The 20,670-nt window shown below is 59.8% G+C and carries 16 protein-coding genes; 4 read left to right on the top strand and 12 right to left on the bottom strand.

Features of this window, described 5'->3' with window-relative positions:
- Window positions 1-75 precede the first annotated feature (75 nt).
- On the bottom strand, window positions 76-2,004 hold the full coding sequence (locus tag ACTG20_RS21100) for an EAL domain-containing protein (protein ID WP_042081406.1): 1,929 nt from the start codon (window positions 2,002-2,004) through the stop codon (window positions 76-78).
- Window positions 2,005-2,508: 504 nt separating this feature from the next.
- Between ACTG20_RS21100 and ACTG20_RS21105 the strand changes: the two genes are divergently transcribed.
- The gene (locus ACTG20_RS21105) at window positions 2,509-4,035 is read left to right on the top strand and encodes an EAL domain-containing protein (RefSeq protein WP_439987387.1); all 1,527 of its coding nucleotides are present in this window, start codon (window positions 2,509-2,511) and stop codon (window positions 4,033-4,035) included.
- A gap of 306 nt (window positions 4,036-4,341) precedes the next feature.
- A complete protein-coding gene (locus ACTG20_RS21110; RefSeq protein ID WP_040069504.1) occupies window positions 4,342-5,439 on the top strand; it encodes a calcium:proton antiporter in 1,098 nt (365 codons plus the stop codon).
- Between the two features lie 145 nt (window positions 5,440-5,584).
- On the opposite strand, the gene hutH is transcribed toward ACTG20_RS21110, so the two are convergent.
- The 10 genes from hutH to ftsY all read right to left on the bottom strand — a co-directional run bounded on the left by hutH (window position 5,585) and on the right by ftsY (window position 17,571).
- Window positions 5,585-7,117 carry a histidine ammonia-lyase gene (hutH, locus tag ACTG20_RS21115; RefSeq protein ID WP_439987388.1) on the bottom strand — a complete coding sequence of 511 codons (1,533 nt, stop codon included), beginning with the start codon at window positions 7,115-7,117 and terminating at the stop codon, window positions 5,585-5,587.
- Window positions 7,118-7,121: 4 nt separating this feature from the next.
- Window positions 7,122-8,831: a urocanate hydratase gene (hutU, locus tag ACTG20_RS21120; protein WP_439987389.1), complete on the bottom strand. Its 1,710-nt coding sequence runs from the start codon at window positions 8,829-8,831 to the stop codon at window positions 7,122-7,124.
- A gap of 53 nt (window positions 8,832-8,884) precedes the next feature.
- A complete protein-coding gene (hutG, locus tag ACTG20_RS21125; RefSeq protein ID WP_194494916.1) occupies window positions 8,885-9,829 on the bottom strand; it encodes a formimidoylglutamase in 945 nt (314 codons plus the stop codon).
- The gene (gene hutI, locus ACTG20_RS21130) at window positions 9,822-11,057 is read right to left on the bottom strand and encodes an imidazolonepropionase (RefSeq protein WP_194494917.1); all 1,236 of its coding nucleotides are present in this window, start codon (window positions 11,055-11,057) and stop codon (window positions 9,822-9,824) included. Before hutI ends, hutG begins: the two co-directional genes overlap by 8 nt.
- 154 nt (window positions 11,058-11,211) lie before the next feature.
- Window positions 11,212-11,916 (bottom strand): histidine utilization repressor, encoded by a 705-nt coding sequence (gene hutC / locus ACTG20_RS21135; RefSeq protein ID WP_194494939.1) that lies wholly within the window; start codon window positions 11,914-11,916, stop codon window positions 11,212-11,214.
- Between the two features lie 11 nt (window positions 11,917-11,927).
- Entirely contained in the window at window positions 11,928-12,587 is a 660-nt protein-coding gene (gene can / locus ACTG20_RS21140) for a carbonate dehydratase (RefSeq protein ID WP_005339998.1), read from the bottom strand.
- A 125-nt stretch (window positions 12,588-12,712) separates the two neighbouring features.
- Window positions 12,713-13,567, bottom strand: a complete 855-nt coding sequence (rpoH, locus tag ACTG20_RS21145; protein ID WP_005339997.1) for an RNA polymerase sigma factor RpoH — start codon at window positions 13,565-13,567, stop codon at window positions 12,713-12,715.
- A 451-nt stretch (window positions 13,568-14,018) separates the two neighbouring features.
- Window positions 14,019-14,972, bottom strand: coding sequence for a permease-like cell division protein FtsX (gene ftsX, locus ACTG20_RS21150; protein ID WP_005339996.1), 954 nt, complete (start codon window positions 14,970-14,972; stop codon window positions 14,019-14,021).
- On the bottom strand, window positions 14,972-15,640 hold the full coding sequence (gene ftsE, locus ACTG20_RS21155) for a cell division ATP-binding protein FtsE (RefSeq protein ID WP_005339995.1): 669 nt from the start codon (window positions 15,638-15,640) through the stop codon (window positions 14,972-14,974). Before ftsE ends, ftsX begins: the two co-directional genes overlap by 1 nt.
- Window positions 15,641-15,729: 89 nt before the next feature.
- A complete protein-coding gene (ftsY, locus tag ACTG20_RS21160) occupies window positions 15,730-17,571 on the bottom strand; it encodes a signal recognition particle-docking protein FtsY (RefSeq protein ID WP_194494918.1) in 1,842 nt (613 codons plus the stop codon).
- A gap of 110 nt (window positions 17,572-17,681) precedes the next feature.
- Here ftsY and rsmD point away from each other — a divergent pair, with 110 nt between their 5' ends.
- Both rsmD and ACTG20_RS21170 read left to right on the top strand, forming a co-directional pair.
- A complete protein-coding gene (gene rsmD / locus ACTG20_RS21165; protein WP_194494919.1) occupies window positions 17,682-18,311 on the top strand; it encodes a 16S rRNA (guanine(966)-N(2))-methyltransferase RsmD in 630 nt (209 codons plus the stop codon).
- Window positions 18,295-18,606 (top strand): DUF1145 domain-containing protein, encoded by a 312-nt coding sequence (locus tag ACTG20_RS21170; RefSeq protein WP_005342853.1) that lies wholly within the window; start codon window positions 18,295-18,297, stop codon window positions 18,604-18,606. The genes rsmD and ACTG20_RS21170 overlap by 17 nt, the downstream gene beginning before the upstream one ends.
- An 855-nt stretch (window positions 18,607-19,461) precedes the next feature.
- On the opposite strand, the gene ACTG20_RS21175 is transcribed toward ACTG20_RS21170, so the two are convergent.
- Window positions 19,462-20,448, bottom strand: coding sequence for a helix-turn-helix transcriptional regulator (locus ACTG20_RS21175; RefSeq protein WP_005339987.1), 987 nt, complete (start codon window positions 20,446-20,448; stop codon window positions 19,462-19,464).
- Window positions 20,449-20,670: the final 222 nt, after the last annotated feature.

Genomic DNA, 20,670 nt, shown 5'->3' on the forward strand with positions numbered 1-20,670 from the left:
CCCCGCCTGACGGCAACCGCAAACAGCACCGCAAACAACAGAGGGTCGCCCCAAGGCGACCCTCTCTCGTTTATCTCAATCACCAGCCGGTTCCAGCACCAGGCGCTGGGGCTCGGCAAACCAGGGGCCCTGCCCGGCATGCACCCCGAGGTGGCGCAGCATCTTCCACTCGTCGCCACTCTCCACCCCCACTGCCAGCACCCGGGTGCGGGTATTGGCGCAGCCGCCTACCAGACTGCGTACCGCCATCTGGTTGACCTGACGGGCATGGATCTCCCGCACCAGACTTGGGTGCAGCTTGAGGAAGTTGATCTCGAACTCCTTGATGTACTGGGTGCTCACCACATCCTGACCGGCATGATCGATGGCCAGCTGGCAGCCCAGCATCCGCAGGGAGCGCAGCGGCCGCTTGAGCGCCTCGAAGTGGCGGGTCACCTGGGATTCGGAGAGTTGCAGGATCAACCGCTCGTTGGTGCTGCGCGGCAGCTGGAACAGGGCGAAGAAGAGCCAGCGCTGGAACTCGCGGTTGAGCAGGCTCTGGGCACTGAGGGTCAGGCTGATGGGGCAGCTCTGCTCGGAGCGCTGGCGCAGCAGGGCGAGGGTCTGCTCCGCCACCAGCCGATCCAGTTGCAGCAACAAGCCCACCTTCTCCGCCATCGGCATGAAGATCCCCGCCTGCAGGGCACGCCCCTGCTCATCGTGCAGATAGGTGAGCAACTCCTGCTGCAGCACCACCTGCCCCCGATCCTGCTGGATCGGCTGGGTATAAAATTCGATGCCGTGCTCTTCGAGACGGCGGCTGATCAGGGTGCGCCAGCGTACCGTCCCCTTGCTGCTCTGCTCCTCATCCAGCTGCTTCTCGTAGAGGAACCAGCCGTTGTGGCCCTGCAGACGAGCGCTCTTGAGGGCCAGCTCCGCCTCCTCCTGCACCTTGAGCAGGCTGTCTTGTGCCTGATAACAGACTGCGCCGAGATAGACCGCCGTCTCCGGGTTGACCTCCTGCGGCCAGTGCAGCCGTTGCAGGCTCTTGAGCAGCTGGCTGGCGCTATCCACCATCTCGCTCTCGGACATATTGGGCAGCAGCACCGCAAAGACCTGACCGGCGTAGCGGGCCTGCAGGGCACCGTTGTGTTTGCGCACGAAGGCACCTATGGTGGCGCTCGCCTCCATCATCAAATCGTGTCCCAGCAACTCGAACTGATCGGCCTCCAGCTCCTCCAGACAGGCGAGATCGATCAGCAGCACGCCGCCGCTCATCACGCTCGCCTCCATGATGGCGCTCTCCAGCCGGTTGTCGAAAAACAGCCGGTTGCCGATGCCGGTCATCTTGTCGACGAAGGCGTTGCTTCGAATGAAGTTGTCGAAGCGGCTGCGTTCCTTGCGGGCATCCGCCAGCTCGGCGAGCAGATGATCGAGGGCCTGACTGGCGGCCACCGGCCACTCTTCGGCGGGGTCATGACTCAGTTTGGAGAGCTTGTCATCGAGGATCAGCTGGGCGCGAATGCCCAGCAGCTCGGCCCCGCGCAACTGCTGGCGCAGCCAGCGGATGGAGTACCAGAGACCGAACACCACGATAAAGATGCCCAGCGAGATGCCGGACATCGCCTTGATAGAGTATTCCGCCTCCTTGAAGGGGCGCTCCAGTTTGAAGTTGGCCTGCATGCCGGCCTGATGGGGCAGCGGGTGGCTGTATGGCACCAGCAGCTGCTCGTCGACCGGATTGCGCACATCGCGGAACCAGTAGACCCGCTGGTTATTCTGGCGCACCTCCAGCTCTACCACATGGGCAGCCCGCAGCAGGGTAGGCAGCCAGTGGCTCATATCTTCCATGTCGTGAGCAACATCGAGCTGCTTGTCGATCACTTCGACCAGCGCATCGACCTTCTTTTGCTGCAACTCCATGCCCAGCTCGCGAAAGCTGAACACCCCGCCAATCAGCACGGTCGCCATGGCTGCGATCACGCAAAGGGTGATAAATGAGACAAGCTGTGTAGTGAGTTTCATGCGCCTTTCCGTATGCCCAGCATCATCCATGTCGCCTCATGGTAGCAGCGGCGATCGGGCCACAGCTATGGATGAAGATCCCGCTTCTGCAATTTAAGCGGGCAAGCATAACCCAAAGCAGAGGGAGAATACCAAGGATGACGGGCTACAGATGCGGGACAGGGCGGGATGACAGACAGAAAAATGGTCCCTCAAAGGGGACCAAAAGGAACACTCATATCAAAACTAACACTCTGTGCTACTGACAAAAAACAGATACAGGAGTATTGAACACACGGTGAGTCAAACCGCAGGGCTACTCTAATGCAGTTCGGATAAGCTGAGCAATTGTCATTTATGACAGGTCAGCGATTGAATCTAGCCAAAGTTAATAATAAACACATTTAAAATCATGCAGTTAAAAAATCAATCAACAAGTGTGACAACTCGGACTCAAATTGATTGCACTAATGCTCTATGATGGCTAAGTCCATTTGTGTCTCATGAAACTGGCAGGTACTTCCTTTGCGTAAATCACCCGTCTGGATCGCTCTGTTGCTGTTCGTCCTGCCTGTCGTGGGCAGCCAGTTTCTCGGCCTGTGGTTTGCCAAGCCGATGGCCTTTCATCTGCTGGAAGAGAAGGTTGTCGAGCTCAAGGGAGCCATGGCCGTACGCCACCGGGAGCTGGATGCCGCCATCAACAAACAGCTGGCACAATTTGAGTTCAACTGCGGCGCCAAAGACATGGAGCTGCTGCGCGATCCGCGCTTCTACAGCGCTCATATCCGCCTGCAAGGGTTGGAGCTCGCTTCCGGCAACAGCTGCTCCAGCCTGGGGGTGGAGATCCCGCTGATCAAAGAGCTCCAGAATAGCGGGCAGAAGTTCGGCAAACTGGGGATCACCGCCACCGTGGCCAAATACAATACCGAACAGGAGCTGGTGGCCTTTTACCGATCCGGTGACAACCTCGCCTACTGGGTGCTGGATAACAGCTGGAGCCACGACCTGCTGCAACACCCCTGCAGCCACTGCTTCTATCTGGAGTTCAGCCGACAGGATAACGATGCAAGCACAGTCCACTTCCCCCGTGGCGACAAGGAGATCAAACAGGAAGAGAGCAATATCAGCCTCAGTTTCTTCGATCCCAATGAACTCACCAAACAGACGGTCTGGGCGGGAAAAGCGCTGGAGCAATATGCCCATGATCAACTCAATCACTACGGTCTCTGGTTCGGTATCGCGCTCGGCGCCCTGTTAAGCGTCACATACTGGCTGCTGCGCAGCTATCGGCGCTCCCTCAAGGGACTGCTGCAAACAGGGTTGATACGCAAGGAATTTATTCCCCTCTACCAGCCGATAGTGGATGCCCGTACCCACCAAGTGGTGGGATTCGAGGCGCTGCTGCGCTGGCAGCGGGGAAACGAGCTGATCCCCCCGGGTACCTTTATCGAATATGCAGAGGAGCAGGGACTGATCCTGCCGATGACCGAACAGTTGCTGGAGCAGGTGATCACTGACCTGCCGCAGCTGGCACCGGAGCAGTGGGTCAGCGTCAATCTGGTGGCGGCCCATATCGAGCAACCCCTGCTGCGCACCCTGCTCGCTCACAGCCAAAACCCCTCACCCACCCGGCTCACCTTCGAGCTGACGGAGCGCAAGCCGATCCTCGACATCAAGGCGGCCACCGAGGAGATCACCCTGCTGCAACAGATGGGGTATCACTTCAAGCTGGATGATTTCGGTACCGGCTACGGCGGCTTTGCCTACCTGCAGAGCCTGGGGATCCGCCAAATCAAGATCGACAAGATGTTCGTCGATACCATAGGTACCAACGACCTCAAGCGCAGCGTACTGGATGCCATCATCGTCTTCGGTCGGGAATCGGGCATGGAGATGATCGCCGAAGGGGTCGAAAGTCAGCTGCAGGTCGACTATCTGAGCCAGCACGGCGTCTATCTGATCCAGGGCTACTTCTTCGGCAAACCCATGCCGCTGAAGATGTTGCCCCTCTGGCAACGGGAGTGGCAGCAGCAATACCAGAAGGCCAGCTAGCGCAAATATTGCAGGGTCTGACCGCAAAATAGCTTGGCTATTAGCTCGACATCACCAAACAGATGCCGATGGCCGGTAGCCAAACCCGGCCATCAGGCGGGTAAATCCCCCTGCAGGCCCGGGCCCGGCTCAGTGGTGAAGTCGAACAACCTCCTGCCACCCCTTATTTACATTCAGCAACAAAATGATCTGCCCTGACGGGGATAACAACCTTTATCATAAGGAGCCGGTTATTGCGCAACCGATAACCGTGCAGCCTGTTTATGTCATCCGGTCGTCAAGACCCCCAATAGAGAACCATTGCCTATGAAGACAGTTATCCGGCAAGAGATTGCCCTGCCCGTTGGCCTGCTGACCCTGCTCTTTTTCAAGACCCTGGGCAGTGACCTGCTGACAGAGACAACTCCGCTCGGGATCTATCTTCCGGTTTCGGCGGCACTACTGGCCATCGTCACCTGGGCCATCTTCTCGGTCGTGCGCCACTCCGATGCCCTCGCCATCAAGCTGGGCGAACCCTTCGGCACCCTGATCCTCACCCTCTCGGTCATCTCGCTGGAGGTGGTGATGATCTCTTCGGTGATGCTGACCGGCGAGCCCAACCCCACCATGGCCCGCGATACCATGTTTGCGGTAGTGATGCTGGTGAGTACCGGTCTGGTGGGCTTCACCCTGCTGTTTGGCGGCTGGCGCTACCACACCCAGAGCTTCAATCTGGACGGAGTGAAATCCTATCTGGTGGCCATCATCCCGCTGGCCCTGCTCTGTCTGGTGCTGCCCAACTTCACCGAGGGTGGTGCAATCGGCAGTATGTCGCGCGCCATGTCGTGGATGCTGATCATCATCTCGATCCTGCTCTACGGGGTCTTTCTGCTGATCCAGACCCGCAGCCACAGCCACTTCTTCGTCGACAGCGATCACGAGGATTACGAGGAGCACCACGGCCCGCTGCAGAGCAACGTCTATCACACCATCCTGCTGCTCGCCTACCTGCTGGTAGTGATCCTGCTGGCCAAGACCCTGGCCATCCCCATCAACTACGGGGTGCATGTGATGGAAGCACCCGCCGCACTGGGCGGCTTTATCGTCGCCTGCATCGTGCTGGCTCCCGAAGCAGTCGGCGCCATCAAGGCCGCCTTCAACAACCAGTTGCAGCGAGCAATGAACCTCTACTTCGGCTCGGTGCTGGCCACCATCGCCCTCACCGTGCCTGCCGTGCTCTTTATCGGCTCCATGCTGGGTCAGGAGGTGCGCCTCGGCCTCTCCCCCGCCGATATGGTGCTGCTGGTCACGACTTTGATGGTCTGTAAAGTAACCTTCAGCAGCGGCCGCACCAATGTGCTCCATGGAGCGACCCATCTGGTGTTGTTTGTGGTCTATCTGTTCCTGATGTTCGAACACGAATAACCGCGTTCAACCAACGTCAGAAACGCAAAGACCGCCCGATTGGGCGGTCTTTTGTTATCTGCTCCCGGCTGTCACCGGCGCCTGTGAAGCGGCGTCCCCCTCATCCCCCACCCTTCTCCCGCCAGGAGAGAAGGGGGATCAAGGCTTACAGACTGGGCAGCACCCCGGCCGGGATCAGGTCGTTGTAGCTGGCACGGCCCAGCAGGGCGGCGGCCGCTTCGATGTCCGGCGCGAAGTACCTGTCTTTGTCGTAGAAGCTCACCTCTGCCCGCAGTCGTCCCTTGGCCTGCTCGATCAGCTCGGTACTGCGCAATGGCGCGCGAAAATCGAGCCCCTGCGCCGCCGCCAGTAGTTCAACTGCCAGAATGCCGCGGGTGTTCTCGGCCATATCGGCAAGCCGGCGGCCGGCGAAGGTCGCCATGGAGACGTGATCCTCCTGATTGGCCGACGTAGGCAGGCTATCCACCGAGGCGGGATGGGCCAGGGTCTTGTTCTCGGAGGCGAGCGCAGCCGAGGTGACCTGAGCGATCATAAAGCCCGAATTCACCCCGCCGTTGTTGACCAGAAACGCCGGCAGACCGGACATCCGCGAGTCAATCAGCAGCGCCATTCGCCGCTCGGAGAGGGAACCTATCTCGGCGATGGCCAGCGCCAGATTATCGGCAGCGAAGGCCACCGGCTCGGCGTGGAAGTTGCCGCCGGAGAGGATCTCCTTGTCATCGGCAAACACCAGCGGGTTGTCGGAGACCGCGTTGGCCTCGCACACCAACACCTCGGCGGCGTGGCGGATCTGGGTCAGGCAAGCCCCCATCACCTGCGGCTGGCAGCGCAATGAGTAGGGATCCTGCACCTTCTCGCAATTGTGGTGGGACATGCCGATCTCGCTGCCATCCACCAGCAGGTGGCGATAGCAGGCGGCCGCGTCGATCTGGCCACGCTGACCGCGCACTTCGTGGATGCGGGCATCGAACGGGCGACGACTGCCAAGGGCGGCCTCCACGCTCATGGCACCTATGGTGATGGCACCAGCGAACAGATCCTCGGCATGGAACAGCCCTTCCAGCGCGAAGGCGGTGCTCGCCTGAGTGCCGTTGAGCAGCGCCAATCCTTCTTTGGGTGCCAGCGCGATAGGCTCGAGCCCGGCAATTTTCAGCGCAGTAGCGGCGTCGATCAGCTCGCCCTTGTGGCGAGCCTTGCCTTCACCGATCAGCAAGCAGCTCATATGGGCCAGCGGCGCCAGATCGCCGGAGGCGCCGACGGAGCCCTTCTTCGGCACCACCGGATAGACTTCGGCGTTGATGAGGGTCATCAGGGCCTCAAGCACCGTCAGCCGGATGCCGGAGAAGCCCCGCGCCAGCGAGTTGAGTTTGAGCACCATCATCAACCGTACAGTGGCGTCATCCATGTATTCGCCGATGCCAGCGGCATGGGAGAGCACGATAGAGCGCTGAAGCTCGTCCAGCTGCTCCACCGGAATGCGGGTGTTGGCCAACAGACCAAAGCCGGTGTTGATGCCATACACCACCCGGTTCTGCTCGATCACCTTGGTAACCACAGCAGCTGAGGCGTGGATCCCCGGCAGCGCGGCCGGATCCAGTGAAACATGTACCGGCTCGCGGCTGACGCGGCGCAGGGTGGCAAGATCCAGCTCGCCAGGAGTAATAGTCAATTCAAACATGGTGTTACACCTTTCCTTTGACACCGTTGGCGCCGTCAATCATCGGCAGATCCAGTTTCGCCTCATGGGCACAGTTGATGGCAATCTCGTAGCCGGCATCCGCGTGGCGCATCACCCCGGTGGCCGGATCGTTGCGCAACACCCGACCGACGCGGCGGGCCGCGTCATCGGAGCCGTCGCAGACGATCACCACGCCGGAGTGCTGGGAGAAGCCCATGCCGACCCCGCCTCCGTGGTGCAGGGAGACCCAGGTCGCGCCGCCAGCGGTGTTGAGCAGGGCGTTGAGCAGCGGCCAGTCGGAGACGGCATCGGAGCCATCCATCATCGACTCGGTCTCGCGGTTCGGGCTCGCCACCGAGCCGGAATCCAGATGGTCGCGGCCAATAACGATGGGGGCTTTCAGTTCACCGTTTTTCACCATCTCGTTGAAGGCCAGACCAAGGCGTACCCGATCCTTGACCCCGACCCAGCAGATCCGCGCCGGCAGCCCCTGAAACGCGATGCGCTCGCGGGCCATGTCGAGCCAGTTGTGCAGGTGAGGATCATCGGGGATCAGCTCTTTCACCATCTGATCGGTCTTGTAGATATCTTCCGGATCGCCGGAAAGGGCCACCCAGCGGAACGGGCCAATCCCCTCGCAGAACAGCGGGCGAATGTAGGCGGGGACGAAGCCGGGGAAGTTGAAGGCGTTCGCAACCCCCTCCTCAAGCGCCATCTGACGGATGTTGTTGCCGTAATCCAGAGTCGCCGCGCCGCGCTCTTGCAGGGTCAGCATCGCCTCCACCTGACGGGCCATGGAGCGACGAGCAGCCAGATTCACCTCCTGCGGGGCACTCTTTTGCAGCTCGCGCCACTTGGCCACGCTCCAGCCCTGCGGCAGGTAGCCGTGCAGCGGGTCGTGGGCAGAGGTCTGGTCGGTCACCACATCCGGGGTGATACCACGGGCCACCAGCTCGGCGAAGACATCGGCAGCGTTGCCGAGCAGGCCGACGGAGATGGCGGTGCCACTCTGCTTGGCCTCTTCGACCATGGCAAGCGCCTCATCCAGGCTGTGAGCCTTCTTGTCCACATAACGGGTGCGCAGACGAAAATCGATGCGAGTCTCGTCGCACTCGACGGCGATCATCGAGAAGCCCGCCATGGTGGCGGCCAGCGGCTGGGCACCGCCCATGCCGCCGAGACCACCGGTGAGGATCCAGCGCCCTTTGGGTTCACCGTTGAAGTGCTGGTTGGCCACCGCGAAGAAGGTCTCGTAGGTGCCCTGCACGATCCCCTGGGTGCCAATATAGATCCAGGAGCCCGCAGTCATCTGGCCGTACATCATCAAGCCCTTCTTATCGAGCTCGTTGAAGTGCTCCCAGTTGGCCCAGTGCGGCACCAGATTGGAGTTGGCGATCAGCACCCGTGGCGCATCCTTGTGGGTCTGGAACACCCCGACCGGCTTGCCAGATTGCACCAGCAGGGTCTGATCCTCTTCCAGCCGAGTCAGCACTTCGACGATCTTGTCAAAGCAGGCCCAGTTGCGGGCGGCGCGGCCGATGCCGCCATAGACCACCAGCGACTGGGGATGCTCGGCCACCTCGGGATCCAGGTTGTTCATCAACATCCGCAGCGGCGCTTCAGTGAGCCAGCTCTTGGCGGTCAGTTCAGTGCCGCGCGGGGCACGGATCACGCGGTTCGGATCATGGCGGGGGTCCTGCTGTTGCACAGACATACACACTCCTTGTTGTATCAATAGGGTGCCTTCGGCGACGTGCGGCCAAAGGGTTAACGGGTCAACAGATGAACCAGTCGCGCGGCCACACGGGCGCTACGGTTGTCCTGATCCAGCGTCGGGTTGTACTCGGCCAGATCGGCGAGCCGCAGCTTGCCGCTGGCCCGGATATGGGCAATGAGCGGTTCGATCACCGCCAGCTCCACACCGCGGGCTGCGGGGGCGCTCACTCCCGGCATCAGGTTGCCGGGCAGCACATCGAGATCGATGGTCAGATAGAGGTGATCACAATCGGCGATAAAGGCATCCAGTCCGCTTAGCAAGGCTGGCAGCCCGGTCTGGGTCATCGCCTCGTCCAGCACATGCCACACTCCCAGCGCCTTGGCACGGGCAAACAAGGCTTGGGTATTGGCGGTCTCGGCCACCCCGAGGCAGGCGTAGTGAAACGGCGTGCCCTGAGCGGCGCACTGCTCGGCGATCTGAAAGAAGGGGGTGCCGGAGCTGGCCTGCTCCAGCTTCATGCGCAGGTCGAAGTGGGCGTCGAAATTGATGATCCCGACCCGCCCCTCACCACCAAGATGACGGTTCAGGCCGCTCCAGCTGCCGAAGGCCACCTCGTGACCACCCCCCAGCACCAGCGGGAAGTGGCCCAAATCGAGCGCGGCGGCGACCCGCTCGGCCAGACGGCCGTGGGCGGCATCGAGATTGCCGTCGGGGCAACTCACATCCCCGCCATCGTAGACGGGTCGATTCAGGTGCCAGGCGGTGTTGGCCAGCAGCTTGCGCACCGCTTGCGGCGCCCCGGCTGCACCAATGCGCCCCTTGTTGCGGCGAACCCCTTCATCGCAGGCAAAACCAAGCAGTACCACACCGGCAGTGTCTTGTGCTCTGGCGGTCCAGGGCTGCACCTTGTCATGCCAGCGCAGGGCCAGTTCGCCATCTTCCGGATCCTGTCGCCCCTGCCAGAGCGACATGTCGATCGGGTTGAACTTATCCATGGAGAGTCTCCTCGCCTTTGAAGATGCGGCCTGCCAGCTGATCGACGCCGACCATGTAGCTCAGCTCGGCCGGATGGGCGCAGTGCCAGATCAGAAAATCAGCCGCCATGCCGACCCTGAGCTGACCAAGGCGATCCTGCTCGCCAAGCGCTTTGGCGGCGTGACGGGTCACCCCGACCATGGCCTCCAGCGGGGTCAGGCCAAACAGGGTGCAGGCCATGTTCATCGCCATCCGCAGCGAGACAATGGGGGCCGTACCCGGGTTGATATCGGAGGAGACCGCCATCGCCACCCCCGCCTTGCGCAGGGCGGCAACCGGCGGCAGTTTGGTCTCTTTGAGGAAGTAGAAGGCGGTGGGCAGCAGGGTGGCGACCACGCCACGGTGGGCCAGCGCCAAGATCCCTTCCGGATCCAGATACTCCAGATGATCCACCGAGAGGGCGCCAAAGTTGGCAGCGAGGGTGCTGCCACCGAGATTGGAGAGCTGATCCATATGTCCCTTCACCGGCAGGCCGTACTGATCCGCCGCCAGATAGACCTGCTCGGTCTGGGCCAACGAGAAGCCGATATGCTCGCAGAAGACATCTACCGCATCGGCCAGACCCGCCTCGGCGGCGGCCGGAATGATCTCCTGACAGATGGTCTCGACCCAGCTGTCGGGATCGTCGCGATACTCCGGCGGCACCGCATGGGCCGCCAGCAGAGTGGTCTTGACCCGGATCGGCAGCGCCTCTCCCAGTCGGCGGGCCACCCGCAGCATCTTGAGTTCATCATTCAGTGTCAGGCCATAGCCGGATTTTATCTCCACCGTAGTGACCCCTTCGCGGATCAGGGATGTCACCCTCGGCAGCGCCAGCTCGAACAGTTGCTCTTCGCTGGCGGCACGGGTGGCACGCACCGTGCTGATGATGCCACCGCCCCGACGGGCGATCTCGGCATAGGGCACTCCCTGCTGACGCAGCTCGAACTCTTCGGCACGGCTGCCGGCGAAGACCAGATGGGTGTGACAATCGATAAGGCCGGGGGTGACCAGCTTGCCCCGCATATCCTGCCAGTGAGCGGGATACGACCCCTTGAGTTCGGCCATCGGCACCAGCGCGTGGATCTTGCCATCCTTCACGCCGATGGCCTGGAGCGGCAGCAGGCCGTAGTCGGCCAGCTCATCATTCAGGGTAGCGGGCGTCACGTTGAGCCAGACCCGCTCGCAGTTCAACAGTTCCTTGTTCATAGCGACCTCAAATGTATATACATATTCTTATAGTCGATCTCTATGACGAAAGGAAGAGCGAAATTCACATCCTGATAACAGCATCAAACTTAGAGTTTAAGCACAAAAAAGCCCACCAGGAGGTGGGCTTTGCAAAATCGAGTTGTATAGACATTTACTCCAGCTGAGTCTTGGAGCTGAGCTTGTAGCGGGAACCGGGGGAGAGCAAACGGGCGTAGGAGACCAGATGCCCCTCCGACCAGGTACGCCGGTGCAACAACAGGCAGGGGGAATCTACGCGGATCTGCAACAATCCCGCCTCACCGGCGCTCGGCAGCACGGCTTCCACCACGTGCTCCATCTCGGAGAGGGGGCAGACATCCATCAGATAGCGGTTGGGAGTTTGCAGGGTGAAATCCTGCTCGCCATAGCCTGGCAGGCGCCCGGCATCGACGAAGCGTTCCTCCAATTGCAACGGCTCCCCATCGGCCTGATGGACGATCAGGCTGTGAAAGATGGGGGCGCCAACCCGCAGCCCCAGTTGTACCGCCACCTTCTCGTCGGCGGCCAGCCGCTGCAGCCGGATCACCCGGGCGCTGTACTCACCGCCACGCTCGGCTATCTCGTCGGCAATATTGCGAATAGCCAGCAGCTGCGACTCGGTGCGCCGGTCCGCCACGAAGCTGCCGGAACCGGCGGTACGCACCAGCCACCCTTCCGCCACCAGTTCCCGCAACGCCCGGTTGACCGTCATCCGGCTCACGGTGAACTGCTCGCACAGGGCCGCTTCGGTCGGGATCCTGTCCCCCGCCTGATAGTGGCGTTCGCGGATCCCGTCCAGAATATGCTGCTTGATCTGCAGATAGAGGGCTGGCGCCACCATGAAGATCCCTAGCGCCGACGGTGGGGCGGACGCATGTCCGGCCAGGCGCGATAGACATCGGGGATCTGATCCGGGCCGCTGATGCAGAGATCGAGATCATGCAGCAAGCCATCCTTGATCCCGTAGATCCAGCCATGCACCGCCAGCTCCTGCCCCTTGCGCCAGGCGTTCTGGATGATGGTGGTGTGGCAGACGTTGGCGACCTGCTCGGCCACGTTCAGCTCGCACAGGTAGTCGAAGCGCTCATGCTCATCCTCGATGGCCTCGAGCTCTTCACCGTATTTGAAGTAGACATCCTTGATGTTGCGCAGCCAGTTGTCGATGAGCCCCAGCTCCTGGTTCTGCATCGCGGCCTTGACGCCACCGCAACCGTAGTGACCGCAGACGATGATGTGCTTCACCTTGAGCACTTCTACCGCGTATTGCAGCACGGAGAGGCAGTTGAAATCGGTATGTACCACCAGATTGGCGACGTTGCGGTGGACGAATACATCCCCCGGCAGCAACCCCATCAGCTGGTTGGCGGGGACCCGGCTGTCGGAACAACCGATCCAGAGGTATTCGGGGGCCTGCTGGGCAGAAAGAGTGGCAAAGAAAGCGGGATCTTCGGCTTTGATCCGTTCGGCCCACTCACGGTTGTTGGTAAACAGGTCGTTCAACAGTTTCACTTCTGCTCTCCCTAATGTGGCAGTGGCGGCAACATAACACACTCAAGGGTAACCAAAGCAAGGCCGACCAGATCCTTGTGAAACAAAAACAGGGCCATCAGGCCCTGTTTTTATGAGAGGAAGCATCAGGCTTCCATGGCATCTTTCAGCTTCTTGAGTGCGTTTTTCTCAAGCTGACGCACACGCTCGGCAGAGACGCCGTAGGTATCGGCCAGCTCCTGCAGAGTGGTCTTGCTGTCATCATCGAGCCAGCGGGCGCGGATGATGTGTTGGCTGCGCTCATCCAAGGTGGCGAGGGCCGAGCTCAGGCGACGGGTCGCGTGATCGTCCCAGTTGTCATTCTCGATGGTCGCGGCCAGATCGGAGGATTTGTCCTCCAGATAGTGAACCGGAGCGAAACCGCCCTCTTCTTCATCATCACCCACCAGATCGAACGCCTGATCGTAGTTGGCCATCCGCGCTTCCATCTCGGTCACGTCAGCGGCAGAGACGCCGAGATCGGCCGCCACGGCCTGAACCTCTTCGTGGTTCAGCCAGCCCAGACGCTTTTTGGATTTGCGCAGGTTGAAGAAGAGCTTGCGCTGGGCCTTGGTGGTCGCCACCTTGACCATGCGCCAGTTGCGCAGGACATATTCGTGGATTTCGGCCTTGATCCAGTGCACGGCAAAGGAGACCAGACGCACGCCGACCGTCGGGTCGAAGCGCTTGACCGCCTTCATCAGGCCGATGTTGCCTTCCTGAACCAGATCGGCCTGAGGCAGGCCGTAACCGGCATAACTCTTGGCGACATGAACGACAAAGCGCAGATGCGACATAACCAGCTGACGGGCAGCCTCGAGATCGCCATCCTGCTGCAAACGCTCAGCCAGTTCACGCTCTTCCTCTGCGCTCAGCACAGGAATAGAGTTTACTGCCTGGATATAGCCTTCCAGACTACCTTGCGGAATCAGAGCCATAGTGCGCTGCAATGAAGTTCCCATCTGTTACCTCTTACTTTTCAATCGAATCAGTCTAACACCCTGAGAGGGTCTGTCTACTGACCGGATGCCATTCTGCGGCGTGTATCAAAGAACATGCCCAGTTTTAGACCAGCTTATCTTAAGCCTGCAGGATGAATCATGAATGAACAGTCAAAAAAAGGGGGTCACAATGAAGGACCCCCGAAAAGTAGCATGCTAAGTCCATTGTTGCGGAGCTCGCAACCTTCACATGCTTGCCAAGTCTGACGAGCAAGGCAGAGGGGCCACACCCGTATAAATGCTTCAGCTTTAATAGACTGCTTATAAATCAGAAGGTTCACTGGATCTCGCGAAGATCCGGAAGATCATTGTTATTCAGAATACTCTGACTATGGGGGCCAAGCCAGAAACGGCCCCTCTTTTACTTGATCCGCCTCTCAAAATCCAGCGATTTACTTTGATGACAAAGTAATCAGGATGGTTCGATGTCGCGAATGTGGCGATGGACCGAGAACCAGGAGGCAATCAGCCCCAGCAGAGCGCCCAGCAAGATCAGATTGATCCCGTCTACCGCCCCCATGCCAACCAGCCGGAAGTTACTGTTATACAAGCCCGCTAGCTCCTTCACCACCCCTTCGCTCCAGATCACCATCACTTCGGTCAGCCACCAGGCCAGCATGCCGCCGATGACCCCGAACCAGATACCGGTATAGAGGAAAGGACGATGAATAAAGGAATCGGTCGCCCCCACCAGCTTGAGCACTTCAATCTCGGAACGCTGGTTGAGGATGTTGAGACGCAGGGTATTGCCGACGATCAGCAATACGGCGGAGAGCAACAGCACCGCGATACCGGTAATGGTGTGGCGCAGCAGGTTCATGATCCCCTGCAGCCGGGTCAGCCACTGCAGATCCAGTTTGCCCTGTTCGACCCCCACCTCGTTGTTGAGCTTGCTGAGCAGCTCGGCGGCCCCTTCAGGGTTCTGCCAGCGTGGATCCGGAATGACGCTCAGCACAGGCGGTAGCGGGTTGCTGTCCAGATAATCGAGGGCATCGCCAAAGCCTGAGATCTCGCGAAACTCCCGCAACGCATCGTCACGGCTCAGGTAGGTGACCGAATCCACCTCGGGATAGAGCAGGATCCGGTGCTGCAGATCGAGAATGCTCTGTTCCGGCAGATCCTTGCGCAGGTAAAGAGAGATCTGGGAACTGCTCTGCCAGCTCCCCTCCACCACCTCGGCGTTTTTCAGCAGCACGTGGAAGCAGGATGGCAGCGCCAGACTGACGCCAAGCACCGCCAGCGTCATCAGGGAGGCGAGCGGATTGCGCCACAACTCTCCGAGACTGGCAAACGCCTGCCGCACATGGTCAACCCCGTACATCATCAGACGGCGCAGCGGCGGTTGTTTATGACGAACGATAGCCATCAGAGCTCCTCCCCGGCCGAATACATGCGACCCGCCTTGAGGGTCAGGGTGCGATAGCGCATGCGAGCGATCAGCCCCAGATCGTGGGTGGCAATCAGTACCGAGACCCCAAAATTGTTGAACTCCTGAAATAGCCGCATGATATCCATGGATAGCTGGGGGTCCAGGTTGCCGGTCGGTTCATCCGCCAGCAGCAGCGGCGGCTTGTTGACGATGGCACGGGCGATGCCGACCCGCTGCTGCTCACCACCGGAGAGCATGCGCGGCTGGTAACGCTCCTTGCCGAGCAGCCCCACCTTGTCCAGCGCCGCCGCCACCCGCTTGTTGATGTCCGCATGGCTGTAACCATCGATCACCAGCGGCAGCGCCACGTTGTCGAACACGGTTCTGTCCATCAGCAGGCGATGATCCTGAAAGATCATCCCGATCTGGCGGCGAACATAGGGGATCTGGCTGCGCTGGATATGGCTGACATCATCGCCATGAAAGAAGACGCGACCATCGGTCGGACGCTCCATCACGCTGATCAGTTTGAGGAGGGTACTCTTGCCCGCCCCCGAGTGCCCGGTTAGAAAGGCCATCTCTCCCTTGCGCAGGTGAAAGCTGACCTTCTGCAACGCCTGATGGCCACCGCTGTATACCTTGCTGACCTTGTCAAAACGAATCATAACGGTTCCCTGAAATTGACAAACCCCGACCGGAGTCGGGGTATGGAACACTTACTCATCACGGCTGAGCTGACTCATCGCGGCCGGACTTATTCATCGCGGCTGAAGAGCGCCTCGATGAAGTCGTTGGCCACGAAGGGACGCAGATCGTCGATCCCCTCGCCCACCCCGATATAGCGGATCGGGATCTGGAACTTGTCGGCCACCGCAAAGATGACGCCGCCCTTGGCAGTGCCATCCAGCTTGGTGAGGGTGATACCGGTCAGGCCCACTGCCTCGCTGAACAGCTTGGCCTGACTCAGGGCGTTTTGGCCGGTGCCGGCATCCAGCGTCAGCATGATCTCGTGGGGGGCCTCTTCATCCAGCTTCTTCATCACCCGCACCACCTTCTTGAGCTCTTCCATCAGGTTGCTCTTGTTCTGCAGGCGACCGGCGGTGTCGGCGATCAGCACATCAGCCCCGCGGGAGCGGGCGGCCTCGATGGCGTCATAAATGACGGAGGCGGAGTCGGCACCGGTATGCTGGGCAATCACCGGAATATTGTTGCGCTGACCCCAAACCTGCAGCTGTTCGACCGCTGCGGCACGGAAGGTGTCACCCGCCGCCAGCATCACGCTCTTGCCTTCAGCCTGGAACTGCTTGGCCAGCTTGCCGATGGTGGTGGTCTTGCCGACGCCGTTTACGCCGACCATCAGGATCACATAAGGCTTCTTGCTGGTGTCGATCACCAGCGGCTGCTCCACCTTGGCCAGCATCTCGCCCATGTCCTGCTTGAGCAGGCCGTAGAGCGCCTCGGCATCCTTGAGCTGCTTGCGATCCGCGTGCTGCACCAGCCCCTCGATGATACGAGTGGTGGTATCCACACCGAGATCGGCGGTCAACAGCTGGGTTTCCAGCTCTTCAAACAGCTCATCGTCGATCTTCTTGCCACGGAACAGGCCGAAGAAACCGGAACCGATATTCTCCTTGGTGCGCACCAGACTGCGCTTGAGGCGAGCAAAGAAGCCCTCCCGCTGCGGTTTGTCCTGGGTGTCGTCGTCCACCTTGGCGGCCAGCGGCAGAGCGGCCAGGGCGGCGGCCTCAGCCTCCATCGCGGCGACTAGGCGCATATCTTCCGCGCGCTGGGCCTCTTTGGCGATACGGGCTTCTTCCGCAGCCTGAGCTTCGGCGGCAATGCGAGCCTCTTCCGCAGCGCGAGCTTCGGCGGCGATACGAGCCTCTTCCGCGGCGCGAACTTCTGCAGCAATGCGAGCCTCTTCCGCGGCACGGGCTTCGGCGGCAATACGAGCATCTTCTGCAGCGCGGGCTTCGGCAGCGATACGTGCCTCTTCCGCAGCACGGGCTTCGGCAGCAATACGGGCCTCTTCCGCGGCGCGGACTTCGGCAGCAATACGAGCCTCTTCCGCAGCACGAGCTTCGGCGGCGATGCGGGCCTCTTCTGCGGCGCGAGCCTCGGCGGCGATACGAGCATCTTCTGCAGCGCGGGCTTCGGCGGCAATGCGAGATTCTTCCGCGGCGCGAGCTTCGGCAGCAATACGAGCCTCTTCGACTGCCTTGACCTCAGCGGCTTGCGCCTCTGCGGCAGTGCGAGCGGCTTCAGCGGCACGATCCTCTTCGGCGATCAGTGCTTCATTGACAATCACCGGCTCCAGATCGGAAGCGCACTCCTCCACCACCAGCGGGCAGCGGTCGTCCAGCTCGGTCGGCGGGCAGCAATCATCTTGTAAAACGGGATTCTGTGCGCTGGCAGGCACTTCGGGGGCCACAGCCGGCGTACTATCGGAAGCTGTTGTATCGGAAACAGGAGCGGGGGTAGCAGTGACCTCGGGCTCTACAGTGATGGGGGTGGCTTGGGGTGTCTGTGGTTGGACAGCCTCAGCCTCTTCTTTCTTGCGGCCGAAACCCAGCCAGGAAAACAAACCTTTTGCCATCTAAAAATACTCACATCAAAGGCTGACTGCTAAGATAGCCGTCCCTTGGCGGGTCGGCATAAAAATGAACCGCCTTATACTACCACTTTATTTTCTGACGATGAAACGCGATGCCCAGAGTGAAATCCAGCCGTAGCAACCCGAGCAAGAGTCCCGCCCCGCAAGGAAAATCGGGCTTTGTAAGAATCATCAGCGGCCAGTGGCGAGGCCGTAAATTGCCGGTCAAGGATGTGGAGGGGCTCAGACCCACCACGGATCGCGTCAAGGAGACCATCTTCAACTGGCTGGCCCCCCACATTCGTGGCACCCGCTGCCTGGATCTGTTTGCCGGTAGCGGCGGACTCGGGCTGGAGGCGCTGTCGCGCTATGCCGAGCAGGTGACCCTGATCGAGATGGACAAAGGGGCCGCCGACCAGATCAAGAAGAACCTGACCGCCCTCGGCAGCAGTCAGGGTCAGGTGATCCAGTCAGATGCAGTGAGCTGGCTGCAAGGCCCGGTCACGCCGTTTGATCTGGTGTTCCTCGACCCGCCGTTTCGCCGCGAGCTGCTGCCGCAGGTGTGCGAACTGCTGGAGCAGCGCGGCTGGCTGGCACCGGACGCCCTCATCTATCTGGAGCGGGAAAAAGAGATGGCCGATCTGGCGCTGCCCGCCAGTTGGCAACTACTCAAGGACAAGCAGGCAGGTCAGGTCTGTTATCAACTCTATCTACGGGAGGTAAACAATGAAGCGGGTCTTTAATCTGTTGGCGATGGGGCTGATATTGTTCTTCTGGTTTGGCGTACTGGTGAGCCTGATTGCCCCGCTGCCCGGCAAACTCAACGGCTTTCTGCCGGTCTGCGGCGTGATCGTCGCCCTGCTGCACTGGCTGCAGGCCAGCATGATCAAGGCGGCTTGCAAACGCTACTTCGCGGTCACCAAAGCCGAATTTGTCACTGTGCTGATCTTTGGTGTGTTTGGCATGGTCGACATTCGTCAGCGCCTGCAAGAGATCGTCAACGCCGCCCAGCGCGGCAATCTCTCGGACAAACCATAAAAGAAAAGGGGACGGCGGTAGCCGTCCCCTAGAGTCGTGTCGTCCTGTCCGTAGAACTGCAATGCTCCCTGCAATCCCTGACGTTATCCTAATCCTTTGGAATATCCCCTTTCCAATCCGTTGGCGTGTCCTGCGGCGTTCCTGGCCTGGCAATTCATCCTGAACTGCTTCCCTGTCTCCATCCTGGAGGTGTCCATTACCACGTCCTGTGGGGTTCCTTGCGTCTTCCTGACAGATAACCATCCGGGTTATCTCACTTCATCCTGAAGTATTCCTCTCGCATCCGGCGAGGTCCTATTCATCCTGAAGAACGAGGTTCCGTTCATTCTGCTCCCATCCCGAGAGTGTCCTGCCGCATCCCGCGGTGTTCCTTTATTCATCCGTGACGATAATCATCCTGATTATCGAGCTCATCCTGAGGTGTCCCTTGTCCACATCCAGCGGACTATTCCATCTTTATGCGCTGCCCTGCATCCTGCCGGACCAGCTCCGTCCTGGTGAGACCCATACTAAGGAAATGCGCACCCCGAACAAGGGCCATCCGATGATAAAGATCCGATGCAGCTCCCATCTCAAAAAACGAACTTAAAAACTAACCCTTTAATATCAGTTATTTATTTAGTTTCACGGGAAAGCTCGATCATTCTGGCATGGCTTCGCGTACGGCTCAAAGCGCCAGCCTCTTACAGTCGCTATGGCAGATCTCTTACACGGGTTTCGCCCCCAAAAACGGGGCAGGAAAACGGTTCAATCCTGACGTTAAGACTTAAAAATTAGTTGAATAAATATGCTTAAAAAAACCGCAAAAAAAAGAGCCGAGACCAGGCTCGACTCTTCAACATTCCAATTTTTTAATCAGCTCAAGCGGTTGGCCGGATTGAGATAGGCCTTGCGCAACGATTCCGGCGCCAGCACCTCCAGTTCACCGCCGATGTTGTTCAACCAGCTGCGAAACTCCGGAGTGTCCTGCACTTCGGTCTCCACCACCACGCTGCGCTTGTCATAGCGGGTCATGCGCGGATTGTTGCCGGGGATCTGGTTATCCACCAGCGACTGGCTGTTGGCATCGATCCGGCCGACAAAGCGGATCGGGCCGCTCACATCCTGATAGCCCTGATCGCGGATCAGCTTCTGGATATTGAAATCCTTCGGCTGGGTGGCGCTGAAGTTGGTCAGCTCCACGTTCTTGATATGGTCGAACGGAATGCCGTAGACCTTGGGATCCAGCTCGGACAGGGTGCAGAGCAGGATCGGACCATCCGGCTGATTGAGAATGCCGAGCGGGTTGATACGGTCGTAGCAGAGCCACACGGTGCGCTCTTTGATCACGCGCTGGATCTCGGCACTGAACTTGCGACCACGCCAGAGCGCATCGCGGATCAGGGTGCTGCGGCGGATCTCCGGGTTGCCGGCAAACGGACGCGGTGACTGGTGGACACTCTCCAGCCAGCGTTCGGCCAGTTCGCTCTGGCTGTCGCGGATCACCTGGCTCGCCTTGTCGACCAGCGGATTCAATTCGGTCAGTACACTCGCCGGCAACAGTTGGCTCGCCTGATCACTCCAGGTTTTCAGGGCCACCGCCAGCGAGAGCGGCATGATATTGGCAAAGTCGTTGAGGCCGTGGCGCTCGAAGCACCAGCCATGGGGTTTGCTGCGCTCGTCCGAGGTGAGGTCGAACAGTCCCATGCCGGACATCTCCTCCAGGTCCCGTTGCACGGTACGCAGACTGACGTGGATACCTTCCTCTTCCAGTTTTACCTGGAGTTGGCTGGCGGTCAGCTTGTAAGGGCGGTGCGGGATGCAACGCGCCAAGGTCAGTTGTCGTAACAGCTTCTTGCTCATGGTGCTTGCCTTCACTGGTTTAGCGTTGACTGTATGCTAGTCGTGACTTGCGACAGTCTATGTCGCAAGTTTTGCTGCGACAACTGTCGCCATTTTCATACAAAACACACTAACCAATTGATTTACAAAGACAATGCACTCAAAAAAGGAGCCGCTAGAGGCTAAAATCAGCCCAAAACCCCTCAAATGAAAGTTCTATATTGTGATTTTTTGTCAGCATAA

Origin of the sequence: Aeromonas sp. 84A (genome assembly GCF_051919345.1) — a bacterium.
Taxonomy (GTDB): Bacteria; Pseudomonadota; Gammaproteobacteria; order Enterobacterales; family Aeromonadaceae; genus Aeromonas; species Aeromonas veronii.

Coding starts and splice junctions, on each gene's coding strand:
- ACTG20_RS21100 (WP_042081406.1), bottom strand. CDS start 2,004: ATGAAACTCACTACACAGCTTGTCTCATTTATCACCCTTTGCGTGATC.
- ACTG20_RS21110 (WP_040069504.1), top strand. CDS start 4,342: ATGAAGACAGTTATCCGGCAAGAGATTGCCCTGCCCGTTGGCCTGCTG.
- hutH (WP_439987388.1), bottom strand. CDS start 7,117: ATGTTTGAATTGACTATTACTCCTGGCGAGCTGGATCTTGCCACCCTG.
- hutU (WP_439987389.1), bottom strand. CDS start 8,831: ATGTCTGTGCAACAGCAGGACCCCCGCCATGATCCGAACCGCGTGATC.
- hutG (WP_194494916.1), bottom strand. CDS start 9,829: ATGGATAAGTTCAACCCGATCGACATGTCGCTCTGGCAGGGGCGACAG.
- hutI (WP_194494917.1), bottom strand. CDS start 11,057: ATGAACAAGGAACTGTTGAACTGCGAGCGGGTCTGGCTCAACGTGACG.
- rpoH (WP_005339997.1), bottom strand. CDS start 13,567: ATGGGAACTTCATTGCAGCGCACTATGGCTCTGATTCCGCAAGGTAGT.
- ftsX (WP_005339996.1), bottom strand. CDS start 14,972: ATGGCTATCGTTCGTCATAAACAACCGCCGCTGCGCCGTCTGATGATG.
- ftsE (WP_005339995.1), bottom strand. CDS start 15,640: ATGATTCGTTTTGACAAGGTCAGCAAGGTATACAGCGGTGGCCATCAG.
- ftsY (WP_194494918.1), bottom strand. CDS start 17,571: ATGGCAAAAGGTTTGTTTTCCTGGCTGGGTTTCGGCCGCAAGAAAGAA.
- rsmD (WP_194494919.1), top strand. CDS start 17,682: ATGCCCAGAGTGAAATCCAGCCGTAGCAACCCGAGCAAGAGTCCCGCC.
- ACTG20_RS21170 (WP_005342853.1), top strand. CDS start 18,295: ATGAAGCGGGTCTTTAATCTGTTGGCGATGGGGCTGATATTGTTCTTC.
- ACTG20_RS21175 (WP_005339987.1), bottom strand. CDS start 20,448: ATGAGCAAGAAGCTGTTACGACAACTGACCTTGGCGCGTTGCATCCCG.